This is a genomic window from Anoxybacillus tengchongensis (assembly GCF_014201585.1).
Lineage (GTDB): Bacteria > Bacillota > Bacilli > Bacillales > Anoxybacillaceae > Anoxybacillus > Anoxybacillus tengchongensis.
In genome coordinates, this window is sequence record NZ_JACHES010000003.1 from 1 (window position 1) to 26,398 (window position 26,398).

The 26,398-nt window shown below is 42.3% G+C and carries 19 protein-coding genes; 6 read left to right on the forward strand and 13 right to left on the reverse strand.

Annotated features, from left to right (window positions below; all coding sequences use genetic code 11):
• The 3 genes from HNQ82_RS03970 to HNQ82_RS03980 all read right to left on the reverse strand — a co-directional run.
• The coding region (locus tag HNQ82_RS03970; protein WP_183247348.1) for a helix-turn-helix domain-containing protein at nt 1-153 on the reverse strand (153 nt) is incomplete at its 3' end.
• Between the two features lie 208 nt (nt 154-361).
• Nucleotides 362-1,048: a response regulator gene (locus HNQ82_RS03975; RefSeq protein ID WP_183247350.1), complete on the reverse strand. Its 687-nt coding sequence runs from the start codon at nt 1,046-1,048 to the stop codon at nt 362-364.
• On the reverse strand, nt 1,045-2,208 hold the full coding sequence (locus HNQ82_RS03980) for a sensor histidine kinase (RefSeq protein ID WP_183247353.1): 1,164 nt from the start codon (nt 2,206-2,208) through the stop codon (nt 1,045-1,047). The genes HNQ82_RS03975 and HNQ82_RS03980 overlap by 4 nt, the downstream gene beginning before the upstream one ends.
• Nucleotides 2,209-2,404: 196 nt before the next feature.
• Here HNQ82_RS03980 and HNQ82_RS03985 point away from each other — a divergent pair, with 196 nt between their 5' ends.
• Nucleotides 2,405-3,043, forward strand: a complete 639-nt coding sequence (locus tag HNQ82_RS03985) for a YigZ family protein (protein WP_183247356.1) — start codon at nt 2,405-2,407, stop codon at nt 3,041-3,043.
• 93 nt (nt 3,044-3,136) lie between these two features.
• Nucleotides 3,137-4,153 carry an LCP family protein gene (locus tag HNQ82_RS03990; protein ID WP_183247358.1) on the forward strand — a complete coding sequence of 339 codons (1,017 nt, stop codon included), beginning with the start codon at nt 3,137-3,139 and terminating at the stop codon, nt 4,151-4,153.
• A 35-nt stretch (nt 4,154-4,188) separates the two neighbouring features.
• On the opposite strand, the gene HNQ82_RS03995 is transcribed toward HNQ82_RS03990, so the two are convergent.
• Nucleotides 4,189-5,241 carry a glycosyltransferase family 4 protein gene (locus tag HNQ82_RS03995; RefSeq protein WP_183247360.1) on the reverse strand — a complete coding sequence of 351 codons (1,053 nt, stop codon included), beginning with the start codon at nt 5,239-5,241 and terminating at the stop codon, nt 4,189-4,191.
• A 225-nt stretch (nt 5,242-5,466) separates the two neighbouring features.
• On the opposite strand from HNQ82_RS03995, the gene HNQ82_RS04000 reads away from it, so the two are divergent.
• Together HNQ82_RS04000 and HNQ82_RS04005 are read left to right on the forward strand one after the other, a co-directional pair.
• Nucleotides 5,467-5,685, forward strand: coding sequence for a hypothetical protein (locus tag HNQ82_RS04000; RefSeq protein ID WP_183247362.1), 219 nt, complete (start codon nt 5,467-5,469; stop codon nt 5,683-5,685).
• Nucleotides 5,686-5,687: 2 nt separating this feature from the next.
• Nucleotides 5,688-7,031: a SpoIID/LytB domain-containing protein gene (locus HNQ82_RS04005; protein WP_246348869.1), complete on the forward strand. Its 1,344-nt coding sequence runs from the start codon at nt 5,688-5,690 to the stop codon at nt 7,029-7,031.
• A gap of 18 nt (nt 7,032-7,049) precedes the next feature.
• On the opposite strand, the gene HNQ82_RS04010 is transcribed toward HNQ82_RS04005, so the two are convergent.
• The 3 genes from HNQ82_RS04010 to HNQ82_RS04020 all read right to left on the reverse strand — a co-directional run bounded on the left by HNQ82_RS04010 (nt 7,050) and on the right by HNQ82_RS04020 (nt 11,737).
• Nucleotides 7,050-7,796 carry an S-layer homology domain-containing protein gene (locus HNQ82_RS04010; protein ID WP_343053390.1) on the reverse strand — a complete coding sequence of 249 codons (747 nt, stop codon included), beginning with the start codon at nt 7,794-7,796 and terminating at the stop codon, nt 7,050-7,052.
• An 11-nt stretch (nt 7,797-7,807) separates the two neighbouring features.
• On the reverse strand, nt 7,808-9,250 hold the full coding sequence (locus HNQ82_RS04015) for an N-acetylmuramoyl-L-alanine amidase (protein ID WP_183247366.1): 1,443 nt from the start codon (nt 9,248-9,250) through the stop codon (nt 7,808-7,810).
• 264 nt (nt 9,251-9,514) lie between these two features.
• Nucleotides 9,515-11,737 carry a S8 family serine peptidase gene (locus HNQ82_RS04020; RefSeq protein ID WP_183247369.1) on the reverse strand — a complete coding sequence of 741 codons (2,223 nt, stop codon included), beginning with the start codon at nt 11,735-11,737 and terminating at the stop codon, nt 9,515-9,517.
• Nucleotides 11,738-11,921: 184 nt separating this feature from the next.
• Between HNQ82_RS04020 and HNQ82_RS04025 the strand changes: the two genes are divergently transcribed.
• Nucleotides 11,922-13,844, forward strand: a complete 1,923-nt coding sequence (locus HNQ82_RS04025) for a 5'-nucleotidase C-terminal domain-containing protein (protein ID WP_183247370.1) — start codon at nt 11,922-11,924, stop codon at nt 13,842-13,844.
• Between the two features lie 91 nt (nt 13,845-13,935).
• Nucleotides 13,936-15,774, forward strand: a complete 1,839-nt coding sequence (locus HNQ82_RS04030; RefSeq protein WP_343053392.1) for a stalk domain-containing protein — start codon at nt 13,936-13,938, stop codon at nt 15,772-15,774.
• A 33-nt stretch (nt 15,775-15,807) separates the two neighbouring features.
• On the opposite strand, the gene HNQ82_RS04035 is transcribed toward HNQ82_RS04030, so the two are convergent.
• From HNQ82_RS04035 to HNQ82_RS14450, 6 genes are all read right to left on the reverse strand, one after another.
• Nucleotides 15,808-21,909, reverse strand: a complete 6,102-nt coding sequence (locus tag HNQ82_RS04035) for a pullulanase X25 domain-containing protein (RefSeq protein WP_183247374.1) — start codon at nt 21,907-21,909, stop codon at nt 15,808-15,810.
• A gap of 357 nt (nt 21,910-22,266) precedes the next feature.
• Nucleotides 22,267-23,097 (reverse strand): RpnC/YadD family protein, encoded by an 831-nt coding sequence (locus HNQ82_RS04040; RefSeq protein ID WP_183247378.1) that lies wholly within the window; start codon nt 23,095-23,097, stop codon nt 22,267-22,269.
• An 82-nt stretch (nt 23,098-23,179) separates the two neighbouring features.
• Nucleotides 23,180-23,656 (reverse strand): hypothetical protein, encoded by a 477-nt coding sequence (locus HNQ82_RS04045; protein WP_246348872.1) that lies wholly within the window; start codon nt 23,654-23,656, stop codon nt 23,180-23,182.
• Nucleotides 23,653-25,167 carry a YifB family Mg chelatase-like AAA ATPase gene (locus tag HNQ82_RS04050; protein ID WP_183247380.1) on the reverse strand — a complete coding sequence of 505 codons (1,515 nt, stop codon included), beginning with the start codon at nt 25,165-25,167 and terminating at the stop codon, nt 23,653-23,655. Before HNQ82_RS04050 ends, HNQ82_RS04045 begins: the two co-directional genes overlap by 4 nt.
• Before the next feature lies 1 nt (nt 25,168).
• Nucleotides 25,169-25,741, reverse strand: a complete 573-nt coding sequence (locus HNQ82_RS04055; RefSeq protein ID WP_183247382.1) for a transposase — start codon at nt 25,739-25,741, stop codon at nt 25,169-25,171.
• A gap of 287 nt (nt 25,742-26,028) precedes the next feature.
• Entirely contained in the window at nt 26,029-26,136 is a 108-nt protein-coding gene (locus HNQ82_RS14450; protein WP_221261027.1) for a putative holin-like toxin, read from the reverse strand.
• Nucleotides 26,137-26,398: the final 262 nt, after the last annotated feature.

Sequence of the window (26,398 nt, forward strand, 5' to 3'; positions counted from 1 at the left end):
TCCATCACTTAAAAATTTGCCACCTTGTTTATGATTTTCTTGTTGTTGTGCTAAAGCAAAGTTATACGCCCATCTGGCAACACCCGCACACTCAACTAATTTTGTTTTTTGTTTGTTATTCGGAAGTAGCATAACCTTATATGTTTTAATCATTTTCAGTTAGCTCCTTAACCATTCTCTTGGCTTTGTTGGCTCTTTTGCCTTGTGATTTTTTGTAAATTGTATATAGAGTTTTGTTGATTTTTACAAAAATATTTTAACAGTTACTACCCTTCCTTGTCCAAATTTTTTCCTATCTGCATTGTACTACATTACAACTACGATTGCATTGAAAAAGGTTGTCGAATCGATTTCGACAACCTTATTTCACTTCGACCCAACCGTTTTTAATCGCAACAACAACCGCTTGCGTGCGATCGTTCACGTTTAGTTTTTGTAAAATGTTGCTAACGTGATTTTTGACCGTTTTTTCACTAATATAAAGCGCATCGGCAATACCTTTATTGCTTTTTCCGTCTGCCAATAACTGCAACACTTCACATTCCCTACGCGTCAATAAATGATACGGACGACACACATCTTGGTTTTGATTTTGCTTTTCCTTTCCCAATCCCTCTTCCGCAACGAGACGACGGTATTCTTTCACAAGATTATGCGTGACTTTCGGGTGTAAATACGAACCGCCTTCTGCCACGACACGAACCGCTTCAATTAAAGCATCGGCATCCATCTCTTTTAATAAATAGCCCATCGCGCCCGTTTGTAAAGCATGCATGACGTAACTTTCATCATCGTGAATAGACAAAATAATGACTTTCGTATCTGGATATGCTTCGATGAGCTGGCGTGTCGCCTCTACACCGTTTACATGTGGCATATTAATGTCCATAATGACAACGTCTGGCTTATACTGTTCCACAAGCGCTAGTGCTTCATTGCCATCGCTTCCTTCTGCGACGACTTCAAAATCTTGTTCAAAATCTAAAATACGTTTAATTCCTTCTCGAAACAATTTATGGTCATCAATTAAAACAATGCGCGTTTTCATTGTTGTTCCCCTTTCCCTGCTGTCTTTTGGAGCGGAATGTGCATTGTAACAATCGTCCCGCGTCCAAGTTGCGAGTAAATATGTAATTTTCCTTCCAGCCATTCGATACGCTCACGCATGCCCATTAATCCGAACGCTTTTTCTTTTTTTTCATTCGGATTAAATCCTTTACCATCGTCTTTCACGACAATGAGCAAATTGTCTTTTTTAAGCTCTATTTTCACTTGTATGGTTTTTGCCTCCGCATGTTTTAGCGCATTTTGCACAGCTTCTTGCACGAGACGAAAAATGGCAACTTCAAAGCGATCAGATAACCGTCTCACTTCTCCCATATATGTAAACGTAATCGTTGTTTTATGATATTCTTCGATCGTTTGTAAGTATTTTTTCAACGTCGGAATCAAACCGAGATCATCTAGCGCCATCGGTCTTAAATCGTAAATGATGCGACGCACTTCATATAAAGCCGAGCGGACCATTTTTTTTAAATCGCGCATTTCATGGATCGCTTCTTCAGCACCACGCTCGCGATAAATGCGTTCAATTAAATCGGAACGCATAATGACGTTCGCAAGCATTTGCGCGGGTCCATCGTGAATTTCTCGCGACAGACGCTTTCGCTCCTCCTCTTGCGCCTCAATAATCCGAAGTCCAAACTCTTGTTTTTCATTCGCACCATTAATAAATTCACTCAGTTCGCGAAAATCTCCATTTAAATAGTTAAGCACAACGGTCACTTGTCCGATTAAATGATCTGCTCGTTCAATCGTTTCTTTCACAGCAGTAAGCCGTCTTTCTAGATCATCACGACGTTGCCGCAACTGCTTTTCTTTTTCTTGCGCCATGGCTAGTTCCATTTGTAGCAAATGCGCTTTCTCATACGCTTGTCGAATTTCAGCTTCCGTATAAAACGAGAAGTTTTTGCTAACATCGGATAATCGTTGTCGCGCTAAACGTGCTTGCATTTCTAAATTGTCCGTTTGAGCGATAACGCGTTGCACTTCTTCTTTCGTTTGTCGTAGCTCTTCAAGGAGACGTTCATGTTCTTTCCGTGATTGTTCGCTAATATGAAAAATTTCCGCTTTACTTTCATCTACAGCTTCAATCATTTTTTTTACAATTCGGTCCAGCTCTTTTGCGTTTATTTTCTTGTTGGACATATACACCACCTAAAGAAAAAATGACCAAAAGTCAACAAAAATGACTTTTCTGACTTTTATTTGAATGTTATTCTTACTTTGAACATTTGGCATATCGTTTTATAATTTTTATTATAGCACGTTTCGTCTATTTACATCAGCATTTTTCGACAAAAAACGCACAACATTCCAAATAAGCATTTGAGGTGATTACGCTTTGTTAGAGGCATACTATACGGTGAAAGGATATGGAGAGGCAGAAATCGTCATTGAAAAATCGCGCTTCATTGGTTATGTGGAACGCGCGACAACAGAAGAAGAAGCCGTTCGCTTTATCCAACAAATAAAGAAAAAACATTGGGATGCGACACATAACTGCTCTGCGTATATCATTGGCGAGCATGACCATATTCAAAAAGCGAACGATGACGGAGAACCGAGCGGTACGGCAGGCGTTCCTATGCTCGAAGTGTTAAAAAAGAAAAAGCTAAAAAATACGGTCGTTGTCGTCACACGATATTTCGGCGGCATTAAACTCGGCGCTGGCGGCCTTGTGCGCGCTTACGGCAAAGCAGTAACCGAAGGGCTAAAAGCAGCAGGCATCGTCGAACGTAAACTTATGCGTATCATGCATACAACGATTGACTATACATGGCTTGGCAAAGTCGAAAACGAATTGCGCGCCTCAATCTATGCAATCAAAGACATTCATTATGCGGAACATGTGACTATTGACACATATGTGGAAGAAAAACAAAAAGACGATTTCCGCGCATGGATGACAGAGTTGACAAATGGGCGAGGCACCATCGCAGAAGGCGAACATGTATATGTCGAGTTTGATGTAAAGGAGTAAAAAAATTTTCGTTTACGACTGCATAAAAATTTTGTAAAATGATGATTGTTTACATGTCGATATTTGTTGAACTTTTAAAAAAGGGGAACGACTATGCAAAATAGACGAGCATATATGAAAAAAAAGAAAAAGCGAAAAAAAATATGGACCTTTGTTTTGCTTCCATTACTTCTACTTCTTATCGGTGGGGGAGCATACGCAACATTTCTTTTCAATAAAGCGCAATCCGTCATCCAGCAATCATTTGAACAAATCGATGGACGAGAAAAGTCAGAAAAGCGAATGAAAGAAGTGGATCCAAACTCAGACAACATTTCTGTTTTATTTATTGGCGTAGACGACAGTAACATTCGACAAAAGAAAGGAATGGGTGCCGTACGTTCCGACGCACTTGTCCTTGCGACATTTAACGTCAAAGATAAAACGGTCAAATTGCTTAGCATTCCACGCGATTCTTACGTTTATATTCCAATCGAAAAAAAATACGATAAAATTACTCATGCCCATGCATACGGTGGGGTCAAAGCAACAGTCGAAACAGTCGAGGAATTGCTCGATATTCCAGTTGATTACTACGTCAAAATGAATTTTGAGGCGTTTGTCGATGTCGTCGATGAACTTGGCGGCATTGAGTTTGATGTCCCTTATGAAATTCGCGAAATAGACTCAAAAGATCGCAAAAACGCCATCCATTTAAAACCAGGTATACAAACATTAAACGGTGAAGAAGCGTTAGCGCTTGCAAGAACACGTAAATATGACAACGACATTGAACGTGGCAAACGGCAACAAGAATTGATGAAAGCGATCTTCAAAAAAGCAATGAGCGTTCATTCATTAACGAAATTTGACGATATCATGGAAGCGGTCGGTAAAAATATGACGACCAACTTAACATTTGAAGAAATGAAAGGTTTCTTTGCTTACGCGACAAAAGGGACGGGAGCAAACATCGAAACGCTCCATCTCAAAGGAGAAGACGCACGCATCAGCGGGGTATATTATTACCGACTTGATGAAGCAACGGTAGATGAAATTAAACAAACGTTAAAAACACATCTCGATGTATCATCTTACCAAGCAAGAACGGAACAATTCGCTCAAGAATAAGAAAAGAGGGTGTCCAACGAGGCACCCTCTTTGTTTTACGAAATTTTCCTCATTCCGCGAACCATTTTCAGTAGCGGGCGATAGTCTTTTCCGACAAGTCCAATTTTCTCAACCACAAGTTCAACAACAAGTAAAACGAACGCGATAACGAGCAATGCTCCAAACATCGTCGCTTTCGATAACACAACAGCAGATACACCGAACATCGCTGCCATGCCGTAAATAATTAACACCGTTTGACGATGACTATAGCCGAGACGCAATAAGCAGTGATGCAAGTGTGATTTATCTGGTGCCGATAACGGCTGTTTGTTGACGATGCGTCTCACAATCGCAAACAGCGTGTCCGAAATTGGCACCCCTAAAATCAAAATCGGAATGATCAACGAAAACACTGTAACATTTTTAAAACCGAGAAGCGATAACACCGAAATCATATAGCCTAAAAATAACGCCCCTGTATCGCCCATAAAAATTTTCGCTGGATGGAAATTATATAAAAGAAAGCCGAGCGTACTTCCGAGCAATAATAAACTCATGGCAAAAACGAACATATACGTATTACCCATTGTCGCTGCCATTCCGGCAATCGTTACGAGCGCAATCGACGATACGCCTGCGGCTAAACCGTCTAGGCCGTCAATTAAGTTAATCGCATTTGTAATTCCAATGATCCAAAGCATCGTAATCGGGATGCTTAATAATCCAAATTCTAAATGGCCACCAAACGGCAAGTTAATGAAATCAATGCGAATGCCACCATATATCACAACAATGGCAGCAATGATTTGACCGAGCAACTTCCATTTTGGTGACAACTCATATATATCATCAAGCACACCCGTTAGTACGATGATTGTCGCTCCAACGACAATCGCTGTCGCATATGGGCTAGCTGGTTTCAATACAAGATAACCAACGATAAAACTAATAAAGATCGCTAATCCGCCTAAACGTGGCATAATTTTTTGATGCACTTTCCGCTGATTCGGCTTGTCTGTTGCACCAACACGAAACGCCAACCATTTGACAACAGGCGTAATTAGCACAGCTACAACAAAACAAAGAAACAAGGTGAAATAAACCATAGGAAACCTCCCTATTCGTTAGCATTCCCGATTTTTTAATCCATTATCGTTTAAAAAGTAACACTTTCTACCATCTGTTCTCACAAACCTATCAGACATTATACCATAAATTTTAAAATCGACAAATGGAAAATAGAAAACTAGAATTTTGTTACATTTTCGTCCTTTTTGTTGAAATCATTTGTTATAATGTGAGATAGATAGAGTTAAGGGAGGAGAAAACCGGTGAAAAAAAGAACGATCGTCATGATGTTTCTCGCAGCGATGTTGACCGTATCTGCATCAAAAGCGCTAGCAAATAGCGAACCTGTGTTAGCAAGCGTCGAATGGGTGCTATCAAAAATTAATCCGTTAAATGACCGTGTCACTAAGCTTGAACAACGCGTTCAACAACTTGAGCAGGAAGTAGAAAAACTAAAACAACAATTAGAGGCGGCGAAATGACGATGAAACGCATTCGATGGATTTTAGTTGCTTTCAGTCTATTTCTCTTTATCCCAACATCCGTTGATGCGGCGTCATATCCAACTCCTGTAAAGGTAAAGCTATTGCCGACAGCGACGTTTCTTGCGACAGTAAATGGAAACTATCAGCTCATTGATTTAAAAACGAAACAAGTTATTCCGTTTACAAATCCCATTGCCTTTTCGCAAACGAATGGGGCGGTTGTCGCTACGATCAACGGTGCTTCTTACACATCAACAAGCGGGTTTTTATTAGATGAAGTGACAAGAAACGATCAACATGACGTCACAATCGGCAGCATTCAACAAGCAAACGGCACATCAGCACCTGTGAAATATCGCGGTTCATTTGAAATAACCCCAGGGCCGACAGCACCAAACTTATTTAATACGTTAGATATAGAAGATTATTTAAAAGGTGTCGTTCCAGGAGAAATGCCGTCATCTTGGCATAAAGAAGCGTTAAAAGCACAAGCTGTGGCGGCTCGTAGCTATGCATATGCCCAATTAAAAAATACATCATTTTTACAAATGACAGTCGCAAGCCAAGTGTACGGCGGAAAATCAAAAGAACAAGCAACGTCAACAGCAGCAGTCAATGAAACAGCAGGCGTATATGCAACGTATCAAAATGAACCCATTTCTGCGTATTTCCACTCAAGTTCTGGTGGAAACACAGAAAATAGCGAAAATGTATGGAGTAACGCCGTTCCTTATATTCGTTCTGTTTCTGATCCATATGATCGTCATGGAAGCAATCCACATTATGGGTGGAACGCAAAAGTAGTAGCTAATACAGTATCTTCAAGATTTAAGCTAACAAACGAACAAGTCGTATCACTTCGTGTAACACAAAAAACAAATGCAGGAAGCGTTCAACAAATGGAAGCGACCGTATACAATCCAGCGACAAGACAAAAGCGCATCGTACAAGCTCGCCCTTCTTTCGTCTCATCAGCTGATGCGTTTCGTTCATTTTTCGGCGTTTCATTAAAAAGTATTGCCTTCGATGTCAAAGGAAATGCAAACGTGAAAGTGAAACGGGCAGATGGGTCAGAACAAACAGTCGATCATATTGTTGGCTATGCGCTTCAAACAAATAATGGACAAACGACGATTACAACTGGAAATACTTCGATTCGTACAGAAAATGGAACGATGTACTATCCAACTGCCCCAACTGAATTTACATTTACAGGGAATGGATGGGGACATCGACTCGGCATGAGTCAATGGGGAGCGCGCTCGATGGCCGAAAAAGGATTTACGTATGACCAAATTTTAAAGTATTACTACAAAGGGATTGAAGTGAAAAAAATCAAATAGGCTGTGCACATGCACAGCCTATTTATTTTGAAGCGCACGATCCATAAACGTCGCAAAGTGAGCGCGCGTTGTTGCTTGCTCAGGATAAAAATAGCCGTTGCTTCCTTCCGCAATGCTATGTTGGGAAATGATGCGAATTTCTAGCGCTCCTTCGGTTCCGTTTGTCACATCTTTATAACCTGCATACGGTGCTGATGTCGCCTGCAGGCGAAAAGCGCGTTGAATAATCATGGCCATATGCTTTCGCTTCATCGATTCTTGTGGTGCAAACCGATTGTTTGGGTACCCTCCAACAAAACCAGCCTCATATGCGGTCATAATTTCGCGGGCAAACGGATGAGAATTGGGGACATCCGCAAAAATCGATGGCTTGTTCGATAGCGGCAGTTGGAATGCTCTGACAAGCATCGCAGCCGCTTGCGCGCGCGTAATCGCTTGATTTGGAGCGAACAAACCATCACCCACACCCCCAACGATATTTTGACGGTATAAACGAGTGACGGAGACATACGCCCAATGACCGAGCGGAACGTCTTTAAACACTTGCGGCGATTCCGCAGCTGTTTTCATCTTTGCTAGTTGTTCGTCTAACTGTTTTATTTTTTCATCGATTTGATTTAAACGGCTATTCGTATCTGCCAACTGCTGTTCCGTCCATGGTGCTGTCGCAATTTCTTGTTCTTCACTTGCCCCTGCATGTTCCTGCTCACAAGCTGTCAATAACAACATGGCGACCGAAACAGTCGAGATGATCCACCTTTTCACTACGTCACCTCCTATTGTGCTGTATAATATTTCACAATACCTTGATAAATGGCTTCTGCATATATATTTTGGTATTGTGCCGACGTTAACTTAGCACGATCTTCAGCATTCGAAATAAATCCAAGTTCAACGAGCACACTTGTCACGTTATTGTTACGTAAAACATACAAGCCGCTATTTTTTACACCACGATCGACCATATTTGCCATACGGACAATTTCCTCTTGAATGTATTGCGCCAATTTTTTGCTTTCTTCAGCATTCGGATTCGTTGATGAATCATAATACACTTCAGCTCCTTTTGCACTTGTGTTCGTCGCTGAATTTGTATGAATGCTGACAAACATTTCAGCATAGTTATTTTTTGCAATATCAACCCGATCTTGCAGCGTCGGATACACATCGGTCTCCCGCGTCATGACAACCGTTGCGCCTGCTTTTTCAAGTTTATCTTTTAACAATTTCGCTACTTCAAGCACAATCGTTTTTTCGTTCGCTCCTCCGCTGATCGCACCAGGATCTTTTCCACCATGCCCTGCGTCAACGACGATAATGCGCCCTTTCACAGGGGAACCTGCTATATTCCGCAGTTTTAAATACGTTTTATGCACGTAAGCAAACTGACCGTTATACGCAATTTTTGCCCAATATCCGTTTATGTCGTATACATCAACAACTTGTCCTTTTTTCAACGTTCCGACAAGCATCCCAGTCGTTGACGGCGTTTGTCGAACGTTAAGCGAAGAAATTGTCACCGTTCCTTGAATATTTGTTTTTCCTTGTTGGATTAAATCTGGTAACGGCAAACGAAATTGATCGTTAATGGTTCGAGCTACTAATGTTGCAAATTCAGCACGCGAAATCGCATCCTTCGGAAAAAATTGCCCATTCCGTCCATTCGCTATACCGTGATAATATAAGCGATTAATATGAGCTAACGCCCAATGCCCTGCCGTATCTTTAAATACCGCTGCAGACTCTACCGCTGCTCCTTTACTCGGGAGAGAAAAAGCATTGACAAGAACGATGCTCATTTCAGCACGTGACAACCCATCATTCGGACGAAAGTTTGTCGTGCCGTCTCCCCCCATCACGCCTAGTTGCACTGCGCGTGCGATCCAACCACGCGCCCAATGATTTAGTGGAACGTCTTGAAACGGCAACGTTCCATCTTTCCACTCCGTTTGCCCAAGAGCGCTGACGATCATTTTTGCCGCTTCTGCTCTTGTCACCATTTGTGCAGGACGAAATTGTACCGTTTGTCCCATTTGATAGCCGTTAATAATTTGTGCATTTGCTAAAAAATCAATTTCATTTTTTGCCCAATGATCGTCCCCAACATCGACAAATCGCCCTCCTTGCTTTACTTCTGTATTTGCCCAACTAGGTGAAGCAACAGAAAAAAAAGCAAGAAAAACGATTAACCAACCATATACGTGACGTTTCCCCAGCATCTTCTTCTCCCTTTCGACATTTTTCTACCATTAAGCATAACAAACAATCCTAACCTTTTCCATACCCGTCAAAGCATATTTTTCTATTCGACAAATCGCTCGATCTTTTTCGACAAATAACGACACAAAGCGACAAATTTATACAACAAAGTTATTATTTTTGTAGTGATTTTTTAAAATAAAAAGGCTATACTTATTTATGCGATAAGGTTTTGGTTGCTAAGTCAGCCTCCCCGCCGTTTCCAAATGGCGGGGCTTTTTTTATTATGGTTTTGTCGAATTTTGTCGAACAAGGGAAGAAGCGCGGATAAGTATGGCACACATTTCTGCTCTCGTGATCGGATCATTCGGACGGAAAAAGGCATGTTTTGCAATCAATCCTCGTTCCGCTAGCAATTGCACTGCTTTCCACACATCTTGTTGCTTCACATCTCGAAACGGATAAACGGAGCGAATGGCTTCGCTTTCTAGTTGAAGGGCACGCATAAGCAGCAAAGCAAATTGCCCACGTGTGAGCTGTTCATGTAAAAAAGCTTTTCCCTCGTTTCCTTTCACAACGCCTTTTTCCGCTGCTATCGCTACAATCAGTGCATCAGCTGACGTTAATGGCACATCGAAAAAAGGAGATTGCAAAATAGATGGCGCCTCCCAACCAAATAGACGGGAAAGTATAACAATGCTTTGCCGACGTGTGACAGGATCGTTTGGATGAAACAAGCCGTCTGGAAGTCCACGTACAATCTGTAGTTGCTGGGCTTGCATGATCGCATCATATGCCCAATACGTCTTTTTCACATCGGAAAACGTTGTCGAACGAATCGGAACAGAACGAACATCCGAAGCGCTGACTCGCTTTTCCTCATCTGTGATAACGACCGCCACATCTCCTTGTTGTTTAACGATGTCGAACAAACGAAAAGACATCATTTCTCCATCTATATGAAACGAATGAACGAGCTTTCCGTTCACAAAAAGATGACCTTGTTTTCCAACAAATCGAGAAGACAAACCTAAAATATACGTACGATGTTTTTCAATTGGCTGCCCCGGCTGCAAATTCAACCAGTCAATACCTAATGGAACAGATAACGTCATTGCCCGTTGCCATTGAATCATTCCATATCCGGTATATATATCATATCCACGCCAGTACACGTCTTTGGCGGTTTTCCACAAACGTTGTCGAAGCTGAAACGCATCTTCTTCTCGATACATCGCCTGCAACATCGCAAGTAATGCCGAAACGTGCGGTGCTGCCATCGACGTTCCGCGCATCGTCCGATACCCTGACAAATATGTGCTCATTAAAAAATCTCCTGGTGCGCTCACGTCCACGTCCCAACCATAATTTGAAATAGAAAGCGGCAGTTGTTTTCGATCGATCGCTGAAACAGTAATGACCCCAGGATAACTGGCGGGATAAATGTTTGTTGTCGGCATATGGCTATTTCCTGCGGCGGCAACAACATGTACACCTCGTTTTACTGCTTCTTCGATGACCGACTTTAACACTTCCGTCTCTCCTTGACCAGCTAAACTTAAATTAATAACAGAGGCCCCTTGGTCAAGTGCATATTTTACTCCTTTTGCAATTTCAAAATCGCCACCAACTCCATAACGATCTAGCACTTTAATTGGTAAAATATCAATTGGTGCATCACCGATCAGCCCGACAATTCCTTTTCCGTTATTGACACGTGCGGCTAAAATGCCGGTCACATGCGTCCCATGCCCAAACGTATCATCAGCATATCGCTTCTTTTCTGCATAATCGACACTTACGCTATATAACACATGGTCGCTCAAATCTTCATGAAGCACAATCCCAGAATCAACAACCGCAACAAGAACGTGGTCAACCCCTTTCATTTCAATGATGCGTGGTGCTTTTGTCCAATTTGGTGCGGTGACATATAAATGAATCGTTGCAGAAGAACGGGGGATGAGTACATCTAAACGAGAAAGCTCTCCTTCATTTTTCCCTAACATGTCACCTTTTTCATCTTGTACCTCTATACGCCACGGCCCTTCCAGATGATCGACCGTGACAGAAATACGAGACAATTTCTCTTCGCCAAGTGAGACGACGATATGTTCGCCGTCAAACGGCTCACCATCGTACACGTATTCTTGTCCATCGACAATCATCTGCTTACCGATTAGTCGATTCACCGATGTTAGCGAAGGCATAGACCAATGAATAAGCGGCAAAGACCATTGTTCCGAAAATAACGGATCATCAATAGCTGCCCGCTTCACATCATTTTTTTCCGTTTTCAAAACAAATGGCAAACGTGATACCGCTTTTTGTTCCTCTTCTGTTAATGCAACTTTCGCAAACGTCCCCATCGTATCAACAACGTACGGTTGAAGAAATACAATATCTGATATACGTTGAACTTGAACAATCCACTCTTCTTTTTCACTCGCCCAAACGACTTGTGGAATAAAAAGAAAAATCAATAATATCCATAACCACCTGCTCACCCGTGCCACCTCCTACGCACTTCCATTGTATCGCGCCAAACACGACATGAATAGACAAAAATCGCAACTACATAAAATAGGAATTTAACTGAAAAATAATAGTTTTTTAATATTTTAGCAAAAAAGATTTGTAGAATTTTGTTATAATGAAGAAGAGTCATAATGAAGTAGAGGAGGAAAAAAGATGTATAAAATGAAAAAATGGCTCATGTTTGCTTGTATGTTTGCTGTTGCCTTTGTTCTCCAACCGCAAGCATCGGAAGCAAGCGAGCATGTGACGCGCGGAGAGTTTGTGCAACAACTCATTACGACGCTAGGCGTTGACATTAAAAGTGAAGTAAAGGAACTTCCTTTTACAGACGTTGATCCACAACTTGCACCTTACGTTGAAGCAGCTATTCGCCTCGGCATCGCAAGTGGAAAAACGGAAACAACATTTGCGCCAAACGAAAAAATAACACGCGAACAAGCGTATGTCTTTCTTATTCGTTCGTTACAACTTCGCCATCACTACGCAACGAACGTATTTAAATTGTATGAGGACGAAAAGTCTATTAAACCATGGGCACAACAATCGCTCGCTGCCGCACTTCATCTCGGTTTGCTTCAAGGATATAGCGACAAAACAATCCGCCCACAAGAGTGGCTTACATCTGAACAAATCAAAACAATACTCAAGCGATACGAAACAAACATTGAAAAAATTACATTCATTCATACAAACGACACGCACGGACGCGTGATCGCCAACACGCAAAACGGTGAAATGGGCTTTGCCAAAATCGCAAAAATTGCCCAAGATGCGCGTCAAAAAAATAAACAAACACTCCTTGTCGATTTAGGTGATACGTTCCACGGCACAACATACGTGAACTTAAATAACGGACAAACTGTCGTTGATTTGATGAACGCAATGAAATACGATGCAATGGTTCCGGGCAACCACGATTTTAACTACGGTCAAAATCGTTTGCTTGAGTTAAAACAAGCTGTACAATTCCCAGTCGTTAGCGGAAACATTTATAAAAACGGACAACCATTTTTACCTGCATATACGATTAAACAAGTCGGCAAGAAAAAAATCGCCCTCGTTGGTTTAACTGCAACAGATACAGCAGTAAAAACGAATCCTGCAGGCATCGTCGGCATCACATTCGCAGATGAAGAAGCGACATTAAAACAACTCGTGGACGAGCTAAAAGGAAAAGTTGATCATATCGTCGTATTGTCTCACGCTGGTCTACAAACAGACGAGAAACTTGCTAACAACGTATCTGGTGTAGACGTCATTCTCGGTGGTCATAGCCACGACACCATTGAAGCACCGAAAAAGTTTAAATACGCTTACGTCTCCCAAGCATTTGAATACGGAAAAGCACTAGGACAAACAAACTTATTATTTTATAAAGGTAAACTTATTGGGGTAAACGGCTTCTTATATCGTGACAGCGCAACAAAGCAAGAAGACGCTACCGTTCGAGCGATCGTTGACACGTACAAAAACAATATCGATGCTACCTTACAACAAGTCATCGCAACAATTGACGTCAACTTAGACGGTGAACGTGCAAACGTACGCACAAAAGAAACAAATCTGGGCAACCTCGTTGCTGATGCGATGCGCCAAGCGCTTCAAACGGATGTCGCGCTAACGAACGGCGGCGGCATTCGCGCTTCCATTCCAAAAGGAAATGTGACACGCAATCATATTTTAACGACGCTACCGTTTGCAAACACGCTTGTGAAAGTATCGATGAGCGGTGCCGATTTGAAAAAAGCGCTTGAACATGGCGTCCGCCTCTATCCTGAACAAAATGGCGGCTTCCCACACGTTTCAGGCATTCGCTTCACGTTTGATGCGACGAAACCAGCTGGCTCACGTGTGACATCCGTTCAAATTAACGGACAGCCACTTGATGAAGCAAAAACATACACCGTCGCAACAAACGACTTTATCGCCAAAGGTGGCGACGGCTATGATATGTTTAAAACAAATAAACTCGAATTTGATAGCGGGGAATTATTAAGTACAGTCGTGATCAACTATTTACAATCACAAAAGCCGATTTCAGCGGTAGAAGGAAGAATTACGGTAGCGAATCAATAACGAAAAAGACGTCCAAACGGGCGTCTTTTTTACGTTAAATCCCAAAATACGTGACAAAAGGAAATGATATGGTATAATGTGTTGGGAAGGAGTGGTAGTTTTGTTTAAAAAAATTATTGGATATGTACTCGTTACACTCATTAGTTTTTCAACGATGGCGACATCTACGGAGGCAACAAGCATTCGACCTGTACATATCCCAATCATTTCAAACGGAAAAGCACTACAAACAGATGCGTCGCCCATTATGGTGAACAATCGTATTCTCGTCCCATTTCGAGCGATCGCTCAAACGATGGGGGCAAATGTTTTTTGGAACGCAAACACAAAACAAGTGACCGTTCAAAAGAATAAAAAGGTTATTTTCCTTACTGTTCAATCGTCCACAGCGACAATGAATGAGCAAACCGTTACACTTGACGCCCCGCCGATCATTTACAAAGGGCGCACATTCGTTCCTATTCGTTTTGTCGCTGAAGCGCTCGATGCCCATGTTCAATGGACGGGAAAAGATGTGCGCATCTCGTGGGCAACTTTACAAACAAGTAAGGGAGCAGTATATGTCAATCAGACAAAAATCACAAACAACACGATGACAGATGGATTATATACATACATCCCATTAAAAAACTTATTAACAGCTATTGATGTAAATGCCGATTGGATCGAAACAGATGAATCATTAACCGTGCGATTATCCCGTGGACAGCTGACCATTTTCGCAGGGAAAAAACAATTTATTGTTGATGACCAAGAAGTTGTAGCACCACTCGCACCGATTCGACTGAACGACGAATGGTACGTATCTGCTTCGTGGATCATGACCGTGTTTGGCGCGCAAATGACTCGTAACGGAAATAACGATTTATTTTTCTCTATTCCACGAACGACGTTTCGCAGTCCGTTACTGCCCGTCAACGAAACAGCTATGATTGTCCCACAGCACGTCACAACACCAAAAATTGCTGACGACCGTCGTCTATTACTGAGCGATAATCCAGAAGTGTTAACATCCGCTTCTGTACCAAATCAACAAGCAACGTTAGCGCTTGATCACGTGCAAGAACCACTTCAAACGATGGAGCATCGCGTATTTGGTTGGCACGTTAACGCCTTAGGCACTCATGCGACAGTTGCAATAATGATTGACAACCGTTCATCTAGCGATATTGTTGTAACAAATATAAGAGGAACATATCGAACAAGTCCAAATAGTTGGGGGCATTATGATGTTGGATTACCACTGGCTGAGGCGGTGTTGCGTCAATCGTTCGCAACCGTTCCAACAGTGAAAGTGAAAGCAGGAACGAGCGCAGTCATTCAAGCATTTGACGTCTCAAACAATCAACTGCTCGGCTTTTTATATGACTTTACTGTGCAACAAGAAAACGGCATGGCAGACTATCGTATTCGCACAGTCGTCACCAATTCATCCGCTAATTTCTCAACGATCTCTCCAACGCTCGCACCGCTTGATTCATATGCAACTCATCCGCGCGGCGTATGGAAAGGAACGACATTAGAAGCGACATTGCCGACATATACGATCGATAGCGAACCTGTTGCTTACAGTATATCAAACGGAAAAACGGATCATCTTCTTTCCGTTTCCAATGCATTAAGCAATCCGAACGAAACCGTGCACAACCCTGGTCATTACGGCTTAACATATCGTTTATCACTTCCAATTCAAAATGAAGCAGGAGAAATAAAGACCATTCGCCTTCGTTTTAGCGGACGCGGTGGCGCTTACTGTGGGGGCGTCAAAATAAACGGTGTCGTTTATCTCATCCCACCGCTTCAACCGATTACCCAATCGGCCTATATCGATTACACCATCTTTTCGACTCAAGACGTTCTTTCACTTGAATTGATGCATGCAGGCGGGGCCGCACTGCCGCTTGGGATTGAAGTTTCGACGGTGAAGTAAAGGGAGGCTTCCACATCGGAGGCCTCCCTTTAGTTACATCAATTTTACTTTTCCTAAAAACTCCGCCAATACTTTTGCCATTTCCGCACGTGTCATATAGCTCGCAGGATCAAATGTTCCGTTATCTCTCCCTTGCATGATTCCTGCTTGATATACAACTTCAATCGCTTCTTTCGCCCATGTTGGTAGTTGTTTTGCATCACGGAAGTCTGTCACTTTTTTCGTTTTGTCTTTCGTTGCCCCATCGTAGCCAATAAACGAAAGGTTTAGTGCTCGATCGATCATGACAGCTGCTTGGGCGCGAGTAATCGGCTCATTCGGCGCAAACGTATTTGCTGTTTTTCCTTGAATAATGCCAAACTTCATTGCTGTAGCTAATTCCCCATTTTTGTTAAACCATTCTGTTCCTCTCACATCGACAAATCGACCATCGTATGCTTCATTTGGCAATGCTAATGCGCGTACAAGCAAGACCGCAAATTGCGCACGTGTCATATGTTCATTTGGTCGGTATGCTGTTTCAGTCATACCTTTCACAAGCTGTTTAGCTGCCAACGTTTCGATATATCCTTTTGCCCAATGTCGACCAATGTCGTTCAATGTATGTGTACCTTCAATGACAACATAAGTCGAGTTCGTCAACGATTTTACAACTGCCTTGTTGTCGACAAATGTTGTCGGTACTGGAGTGAGAGAGCCATCACGATTTACACGCACGACAATGGAACGACTTGCGTTAACCGACTGCTTTAATACGATTTCGCGTTCAACATATTGAGTAAAGCGATCAATAGCTTGTTCTTTTCCATTTGTCTTCGCAACGACGTGAAACTCGACCGCATCAGACAACGCTTTCACACGTAACTGTGGAGCGTCTTTTACTTTCATTTCGATGGAAATGCTCACTTGATCTACCGTTGCTCCAAGCTGCTTAGCCACTTCCTCTACTGCTTGCTTCACTTCTTTTGCTGGCAATTTATACACAGCTTGTTCACTCGCACTAACAATTGTCGCATCGGATTGTTTATTGGCTACTTGAACAAACAACGTCGCAGGTACGTCTACTCTTGTTGCTACATCTTTAACGAGCGAACCTGTTGAAATGACAACTTGTTTCTTTTCATTTGAAAGTTCATTGACAATTGTTGCAATATCGTTCGAAGAAACAGCAGCAACTTTTTCCACTACTTTACCATCTTTTTCTTTCGCTTCTACTTTCGGCTGTAAAACAACCGTGCCATTCTCACCCGTCACTGGTGTTGTACCGCCGCCTGGCGTTGTACCGCTACCTGGCGTTGTGCCACTACCCGGTGTTGTGCCACTACCCGGTGTTGTGCCACTACCCGGCGTTGTACCGCTACCCGGCGTTGTACCGCTGCCTGGTGTTGTACCGCTGCCTGGTGTTGTACCGCTGCCTGGTGTTGTACCGCTGCCTGGTGTTGTACCGCTGCCTGGTGTTGTGTCTTCTTGTAATACTCCTTCACGTAATTGTTTTGTGTCGAGATGTAATACATAATTTTTTGTGTTTTTCGCAATAGCACCGCCGTCATTTTTGAAAATTTCCGATTTGCTTCTTTCAGACGGCTCAATGTGAATGGCCACTTCTTTTTGGCTTGTTGCTGGTGTGAACGTGTACGTAAATGACATGTCGTCTTTAATTGTTACACGTTCTTTATTAATCGTTAACACACCATCTTTAATCGCATTTCCTTTTATAGTGACACGCTCACCTTCTTTAGTGACATCTTCAACGACAACAGGCATATCAATCCAACGTAAAATGTAATCTTGAATGACCATTTTGTTATTGCCTTGGTTGTGCACAGTAACTTTTAAGTCTGTACCAATCGCACCATATCCGTAATAGCTAACGTCATCATCTGTTTGATCGTCACGCGTATGATCAGCTAACCCTTCTTGATCCCATGAGCTACCTTTTACGTATTTGTAAATAATTGTTTCTCCCTCTTGAAGCTCTGTCGTAAACTCCCAATCAGGTGTAACCGCCCCACCGCGCGTCATTTCCCATGCACCTGTATTCCAACCGTTAATACTATTCGGAATCGTAATGCGCGTATCTAACGGCGTATAGCTTGGTGCTTTCACTTTAAACGTTACTTGAACCATCACGATGTTTGGTGTAATTTGCACGTCATTGGATGCAACAAAGTTTCCAGACCGATCATACAACTTTACAACATACGTATATGTTTTTCCATTCTCTACATCATAATCGGTAAATGATGTGCCGATATCCGTTGTTGTATGAACGATTTGACCATCGCGCTCAATGACAAGCATGTATGCATCATGATCATCACGGTCAACGAACGACCATGTTAAGTTCACCTGACCAGATTCTACTTCTGGCTGAACGAGTTGAATATGTTTTGCTGGCGGTTGCGTATCTTCAGTATTTGCTGTGAGTGTAAATGTTCGTTCAGATGTATACACCCAATCGTCGCCAAGGTTTGTCGTAAAACCGTAACGATACGTATACGTTCCAGCTTGTAATGGAATAAACGTCGCACGGAATACGTTTGCTTCATGACCTTGACGATCATATGTTGCTTGTACACTTTCCCATTTGTCGCTATTTGGTCTCTTTACCTGCAAAACAGCTTGTAAACCGTCAGCTAATCCATGTTTTGTTACATCATTAATGTACGCACTTGCCTCAATAACAATTGGAGCAGCTAAATTCAGTACTCCATCATGTACTTCAGAAAGTAATTCAATGTTATCTTCTGTTAACGGATAATGTGGTACAACACGATTTGTTTCTACCTTTGCCGATTCATTTCCGTTTCCATCTAATGCTGTAATCGCAAAATAATATGCTGTACCGTTTTTCAACTCATTAATCACAATCGTCTTTTCATTCGTTTCTTTCACAAGTGTATATCCTGCACCTTTTAATGTAGATTGATAAATGCGATACGCTGAAGCATCGCCTTCCCACGTTAATGTCACTTGACCAACGCCCGGCGTCGCTTGAACGCTCGTTACTTCATTCGGTAGATCGACAGTTACTTTTCCAAATAACATGCGACCGTCCATCGCTGGAACATGTAACGTCACTTTTCCATTTGCTACTGTCACGTTATACGAATGATGCAACTCATCTGCAAGCGTCGTTCCGTTTGGTATGAGCGAAGCGACATTTAATTCAACCGTTTGCTCGTTATTGCCACGGTTAATCGCAATCAATGCGACATCTTTTTCATATTGACGTGCAAAGACATATACGTCTCCTTTCGCATATACCGTCTCAATTGTACCTTTCGCTAGTACATCTTGATGTGCCGTACGAATCGTTCCTACTTTTTGATAGTGTGCAATTAATTGTTTATCTTCACTTCCCCACGGATACGTACGACGATCATCTGGGTCTTTTGATCCCGTTACTCCCGCTTCGTCACCGTAATAAATCGTTGGAGCTCCTGGATAGCCCATTTGTAAAATGGCAGCGAGTTTCAATCGTTTTTTGCCAAGCTCTTCATTATAATTCGGGTCAAGCTCTGCACGTTCATACGAATCCGTTCCATTTCCAAGTAAGAAAACAGCACGCGCTGTATCATGTGAACCAATTAAGTTCATGAGCGCATAAAATGCTTCTTTCGGATAATCTTCACGAATGGCTGTTAATCGGGCATCGATATCTTCCGCTTTCCCGTTTCGTAAAAAGTCTAACACAGCTCCACGGAAACGGTAGTTCATCACTGAATCGTATTGATCACCTAGGAAGTATTTTGACGCATCATCCCAAATTTCACCGAGAATTAACGGCTGCTCCCCATTTTTAAGCGTTGGACCACGATCATAGTCACCTTGCAACAACTCTTTACGAAACTCACGCCAAAACTCTGTATCTACTTCATTGGCAACATCTAAACGCCAGCCTGAAGCCCCACGCGTAATCCAACTTTTTGCGACCGAGTCGTTTTCATAGAAAATATAGTTAGCAAGCTGCTCGTTATTTAACTCACTGGCGTATGGCACTTTATTCCCAGAAATTGATTTGAATTCTGGTAAACTATCAAATCCCCACCATGATTGATACTTATACACACCGTTTACTTTTTCATTTTCAATGTTAAACCATAAATGGAATCCGTACGGACTAAATTGTTGCCCTTCGTCTATGAACTTTTGTTCAACTTGAGCACGAGCTTGTTCTTCTGATAATCCTTTTTCATTCATTAAATCGTACACAGCCGACCAATATTCATAAGCTCCGACTGTTGGATATTTTCCATATCGGTCAAAATAAATAGAATCGTCTGATACGTGATTGAATACACCGTCTAAAATTAAGTGCATGCCACGAGATGCAATCGCTTGCACAAATGACTGAAATTCTTGAGGCGTGCCAAACATCGGGTCGATTTCTTTATAATCATGCGCATCATATTTATGATTTGACGGTGCATGTGCGATTGGATTTAAATATATCGTGTTCACACCAAGCGATTGCAAGTAATCAAGTTTTTGCTCAACCCCAGCAATATCTCCACCGAAAAAGTCGTTTGACCAAATGCCATCTCCATCATATCCTGGAGTGCCTTTCATACGCGGATTGTCAGGAAGTTGCGACCACTCACGATGTTCAATCGGTTCATCCCCACGCGCGTTCGTTTTTGCGTGGTCATTGTCTGGATTTCCGTTAAAGAAACGATCAGGGAAAATTTGATATACAACCGCATGTTTCATCCAATCAGGCGTTTTATAGTTTGGATCATACACGGTCAATTGGAACAATTCCGCATTTTTATCGACCGCTCGTCCCCATTGACCTTCTTGCGTATCTTCACCATATTCTGCTTTAGCTGCACCGTCCATCGCGATGAACTTATAGCCGTACAATCCTTTGTCATCTGGTGTAAACGTTGCTTCCCAATATTCATCGTCACCAATGACACCGACTTTACTCATTGTATATAACTTCGCTGTCCCTGTCGTTGTATTTTTTACATATACGTTCGCCTTTGTCAAATCACCCTTTTTCGCAGCTAACCGGAGGGTGACACTTTCTCCTGCTTTCACTGCACCAAACGGTTGGCGATATAAAGGATCCCACGTGTTATGTTTTAACCGTTCTTTTTGTATAGCTCCATCTGAACCCGTTGGGCTGTAGTCGGTATATACCGATTTGGTTTTCGCATCGAAGAAAAATGTTACCATCGTTTCTTCGAGTACGTTTAACTTCGCATTTTCTTGTGGATAGTTCTCACTCCAGTTATTCCCTAACACTACTTTATATTCATACGTTCCTTTTGGTACACGTGCTGAGAACGTGTAAATGGAGTCGAAATTATCGTCTGTAAAAAATGCTGTGGATGTTTCTGGCGTCCAACCATCGACTTCTTTTTCATAGCCGATCGCAGGTAAAATCGTGCCGACTAACCGCGGCTGTTTTTCTTTTAGAATAGGTGTATACCATGTCGAATCAGCAATCGCATGTGTACGATCATGGTAATAAAACGTTACTTCCGTTTCTTGTTGTAACGTAAGTGAAATATTGTCTCCACTACGTCCACCAGCCCCGTAGTTTTCATCCCAACTACCGTTTATGGCAATTTTGTATTCATACGTGCCTGCAGGAAGTGTTCCTGTGAATGTGTACAATCCATCGCCTTCATACACCATGATCGTAGCAGTCGCTTTCGGATCCCACTCACCTGTATGTCCTAACTCATCCTGCAAGTTCCCAACAAGCGTCACAGTCCGGTGTTGTTGAACTGGTTGACCGACAACAACAACACTATTCTTTCCGCCGTATCCGTCATCAGCTTGATTTGCATTTAACGGATCTGTCACCCATTTTCCGTCAACAATAAATTTGTACATATACGTTCCGTCTGGAAGCGTTTTCGTTACAGACCAAACGCGGTCGTTTTCTTTTGTTAATGCAATCTTTTTGTCTCCATCTGTTTGCCAATCGTTAAACGATCCAACTAATAACACAGACTGTTCTTCCCCTGTACCTACATAACGGAATGTCACATCGTTTCCGTTTACAACAGGGCTTTGCACGTTTTCATCAGCGCGAACGATTGCACTAAATGAAAACAACTGTGCGAGAAGCAAAAAGATTGAGAAATAAGCAAAATACTTTCTCCATCTTCTCCCCACGATCTTTTCCTCCTTCTTTACATTGTTCAATAAGTGAAACCGTTTGCACAAAGGGGTACAGTAAGGGGGTAACAAACGGCCTCACTTACTAATTATCGTACATAAAAAAGGAGGGAATTTCAATAAAATATTTTGAATTTTTTGTGTATTTATAATACTTTTGTTAGCCATGACCGTAAACCTGCTTCACTTCTCCACTATTCCACAGAAACATCCTATTTGGGCGTGATAACGAGAGACACTCATCCCTCTTGCCAGCAGCTGACCGAACCGAATTAGAGATTACCAAAAAGAAGTAACCGTCTTCATCCGTTGGTCGTGGGAGAGCGGTTACTTCTTTTTTGGGGGGCAGGCACGCTACCAGTGCTTCTCCTTCAATTTCTCAATTTCCTCCATCGGAAGTTCCGTTAATTCGTAGATTGTTTGTACATCGTACCCTTTCGCTAGCATTTTTTTCGCGATCTTTCGTTTCTCTTTTTTCTCATACGAAATCATTAATTCCAACACTTGTTGTTTTTCTTTCGTTTCCATTTCATTCACCTCATTTCGTAATTGCAGTTCTTCCTCCTCAGACAGCTTTACATATGTTTCAAAAAAGCCGATTAACAACCGCTGCTTCGCTTCGTCTAATTCCATCCGCACGATCATGCGTAAAAATTGTTTCTTTAGTTCTATTCTTTCACTTTCAGTATATCCCATTTTACTTAACAATGCAGCGGCGATTGGGTTGTCATGACGAATATAGTCACGCCAGTTTTGCTTGCGCAATTCAACCACCAAAAATTGAAACTGAAGCACATCAAAAAACGGAAATTGTAGTGTAAACGATGAAGGTTCGTGGCGAATGAAGTCATAGCTAAACAGCGCAATGGGAAGAATGGGCTTGCGATGTTTTTCAAACAATCGGCTAAAGTAAATAAACATCCGTTCGGGAAAAGATGGATGCACGTAGCTTTGATTTTCGATATGGACGATAATCAAGCCGTCTTTCCCTTTTAATTTTGTTTCCACAAGTAAATCAACGCGATACCTCTCCCCCGCCGTCACATCGGTAAACAGCTCCTCCGATAAAAACGACACATGCTGAAAATCAATATACTCATGCACATGCGGGAAAAAGAGGAGAATAAACTCTTCAAAAAACATCGTGATTAACTCTTTAAACAACCGGTCATGATCAACCGCCATATATGCACCTCACTTTCTGAATGTCACATACCTTTTCGACAAATAAGAGAAAATCTTGCTTGGACAACAGAAAATCAGAGAGCTAACACAACTCACTAGGGCGTGACAGGCATCTAGCCCAACTTTCCAACCCTAATCTTGCACTTAAATATTTTTTTATTGTCTGCTGGCTTTCATTGATTCTTGCTCTTTCTTCCGCCATTCGGATCACTCTCGCCATACTTTCCATTAGTTTTTCTACATACTCCTTATCAATAAACTTATCGGAAACCGCAATAATCGTTGCCAATAAACGTACTTGTTTTTCCTCATTTTTGATCCGTTTCGCTATTTCTACTGTTTCAATCGCTCGTTCAGAACGATTGACGGAACTTCGCATTAATAGAAAGTCCATTCTTCGATCATTAACCGCAATAGTCGGCAAATCTGGTGCTTCTACCCGAACAATCGGAGCAGTCCGAATCCCATAGAAATCCAAAACCTTTTCTTTAAATTGAACAGTCATATTATGGAATATGATATCATGTTTATCATGTGCAATATCCGTTTGCCCGCTCAACATCCCATATTCCTTTCTTGACGTCCTTCTTTTATCCTCCGAAACGCCATCGCTTTCCATAATGCTTCATCTGTGATGTCTTCCGCTTCTGCTAAGTCAGCAATGGTGCGAGCGAGGCGAATGATTTTTGTTTGGACGCGGTTGCTCCAGTCGTTCGTAGCCGCCCAATGTTGAAGCAATTGCTGTTGCCTTTTCGTCAATGGACTTTTCGCAAGCAGCACGCCAATTGGCACTCGACCGTTTGTTATTTCTTCGCCATACCGTTCATACTGCTTAAAGCGTGCGGCTTCCACGCGGCGACGAATTGTTTCCGAACGCTCTAGCTGTTGGTGTTTTTGCGTCAAATCCACTGCTTGTAACGATAACAATATATCGATGCGGTCATAAATCGGCCCTGAGATGCGCTGGCGATAGGCGTGGATTTGTTTCGGACTGCATATGCAATAGCGCTTTTTCGAACCGAAATAGCCGCATGGGCATGGGTTCATCGCTCCGATCAAAATAAAATGTGCTGGATACGTCACTGTCGACGACACGCGGCTAATCGTCACTCTGCCTGTTTCTAACGGCTGGCGAAGCATGTCGAGCGTCTTTTTCGTAAGCTCTGCCATTTCATCAAGAAATAATACCCCACGATGAGCAAGCGAAACTTCTCCGGGCTTCGGCTGCGTTCCTCCACCAATCAATGCCACGGAAGATGCTGAATGATGCGGATGACGAAACGGTGGGGAGGAGTCGTTTTTTGTTTCTCCAGCTAATTGATACAAACTAAGCACCTCCAGCTGTGCCTCATGGGAAAGGCGCGGCAAAATCGTCGGAAACGTTTCAGCTAATAAACTTTTCCCACACCCCGGCGGTCCAATCATTAACACGTTATGCTCTCCTGCAGCGGCAACTTCAAGTGCATATTTGGCGTCTTCATGTCCGATGATATGTTCAAAATCACGATGAGTTTTTTGGGGTGGATCGACAGCTGAAGGTAGATGATTCATCGAAAATAACACTTGTTGCCCTTGTAAACATTGCACCACTTGATCTAATGTTTGAACAAAAACACAATCGATATGCTGCAAGTACTGGAAAGGAAATGTGGGGTCATATGGGGCATATACTTGTTGAAAGCCGAGTTTTTTGGCAGCTAAAATAGCTGGCAACATGCCATCCACTGGCTGAATCGTTCCGTCTAATGACAATGAGCCTAAAAATGCGATATGTGACGGAATTGGTTGCTCGAGTTTTCCTTTGACTTGTAAAATGCCAATCGCCATTGCTAAATCAAACATCGGGCTTTGTTTTTTTCGCTCGGGCGGCGACAAATGGATGACAAGTTTTTGATTCATAATATCACATCCAAAGGCATGCAACGCTGCAATGACACGCTCCTTTGCTTCTTTCACCGACGTATCCGGCAATCCAACAATGACTACGGAAGGCATTCCCGGCAGTTCTTTCACTTCCACTTGCACACGATACCCTTCCATCCCACGCAAACCGATGCTACAAACTTTCATGTTATTCCTCCTTGACACAGTTCGGTACAACATCTTCTTTCACAAACTGCACATATGCCTTCTTCTTTTCATTCATTGTTCCAGAAAAGTAACGAAGGAGTACATCCATGTTCATAAACGAAGGCAATGAGGAAGATTGGTGATAAAAATAAAAACTGCTCCAGCGATAATGTTCGGGAAGATGCACCATACGCGCCTCGACAGGGTTGAGATGAATATAGCGACTGACTTCTAACATCCCCGCGTCATCGTCAATGATTTTACTGAAGTAACGCTTTTCAAACACATGACCGGTTAATCCGTAACGTGTATTGTAATAGTTGGCGTATCGTTTGTTAATCAGTGCCATGACTTTGGAAATGGATTGTTGTTGTGAGCGAAGTTGAAGATGAAAATGGTTCGTCATAAGGCAATACGAAGCGAGTTCAAACGGAATGTTTTCGTGAAGCTGTTCGAGGATATACAAAAACGCACGAAAATCATTTACTTCTTTAAACAACGGATCACGCCGATTCCCACGACAAACGATATGGTAAAACAAATGCGGCACCCATATCCGCCTTGCTCGTCCCACACCTTTCACCCCTTTTGAAGGATTTCCACACATTTCTTCGACAAAAATAGCGAAACTCCTGCATGTCCAAAGAGTTTTTTTACAAAACAGGAACCATCCCTCGTTCCACTTGCCAAACCAGCCATATCATTTGTATACTATAAGCAGATATTTCATAAAATAAAAAAGCTGAGCGCCGCAAACGCTCAGCAGGCAACTACATGCCGCAAGAAGAGCGGCTGACCGAACCGAATTAGAGATTACCAAAAAGAAGTAACCGTCTTCATCCGTTGGTCGCGGGAGAGCGGTTACTTCCTTTTGTTTATATAGACGACGATAGTGACAGTTAATGTTAGCATTCCGATGAACACTAAGCTGAATTGCGCAATAAGACTCAATGATTCATACGTCGTCATCTTCCCACCTCCCTCCATTGGGGAAGTGGTCAACCGCCCACCCTGCTTATGCAGCTGCTACGGAGATTGCAACATTTTTCTATCACTCTCGCCATTTCAACGACAGTTACAACAAAAATACAAAAAACATCCATGAGCAAGTTTTGCTCGCCACCAAGCATGAAAATAATCGCTCATGGATTGGTTATTTTCACAGAAAACAGAGAGTCATCCAATGACCCTCTGTCTCTATCAATCTTCGGGAAGTGACAGGCACGCTGCC

Coding starts and splice junctions, on each gene's coding strand:
- HNQ82_RS03975 (WP_183247350.1), bottom strand. CDS start 1,048: ATGAAAACGCGCATTGTTTTAATTGATGACCATAAATTGTTTCGAGAA.
- HNQ82_RS03980 (WP_183247353.1), bottom strand. CDS start 2,208: ATGTCCAACAAGAAAATAAACGCAAAAGAGCTGGACCGAATTGTAAAA.
- HNQ82_RS03990 (WP_183247358.1), top strand. CDS start 3,137: ATGCAAAATAGACGAGCATATATGAAAAAAAAGAAAAAGCGAAAAAAA.
- HNQ82_RS03995 (WP_183247360.1), bottom strand. CDS start 5,241: ATGGTTTATTTCACCTTGTTTCTTTGTTTTGTTGTAGCTGTGCTAATT.
- HNQ82_RS04005 (WP_246348869.1), top strand. CDS start 5,688: ATGAAACGCATTCGATGGATTTTAGTTGCTTTCAGTCTATTTCTCTTT.
- HNQ82_RS04015 (WP_183247366.1), bottom strand. CDS start 9,250: ATGCTGGGGAAACGTCACGTATATGGTTGGTTAATCGTTTTTCTTGCT.
- HNQ82_RS04025 (WP_183247370.1), top strand. CDS start 11,922: ATGTATAAAATGAAAAAATGGCTCATGTTTGCTTGTATGTTTGCTGTT.
- HNQ82_RS04040 (WP_183247378.1), bottom strand. CDS start 23,097: ATGGCGGTTGATCATGACCGGTTGTTTAAAGAGTTAATCACGATGTTT.
- HNQ82_RS04050 (WP_183247380.1), bottom strand. CDS start 25,167: ATGAAAGTTTGTAGCATCGGTTTGCGTGGGATGGAAGGGTATCGTGTG.
- HNQ82_RS14450 (WP_221261027.1), bottom strand. CDS start 26,136: ATGACGACGTATGAATCATTGAGTCTTATTGCGCAATTCAGCTTAGTG.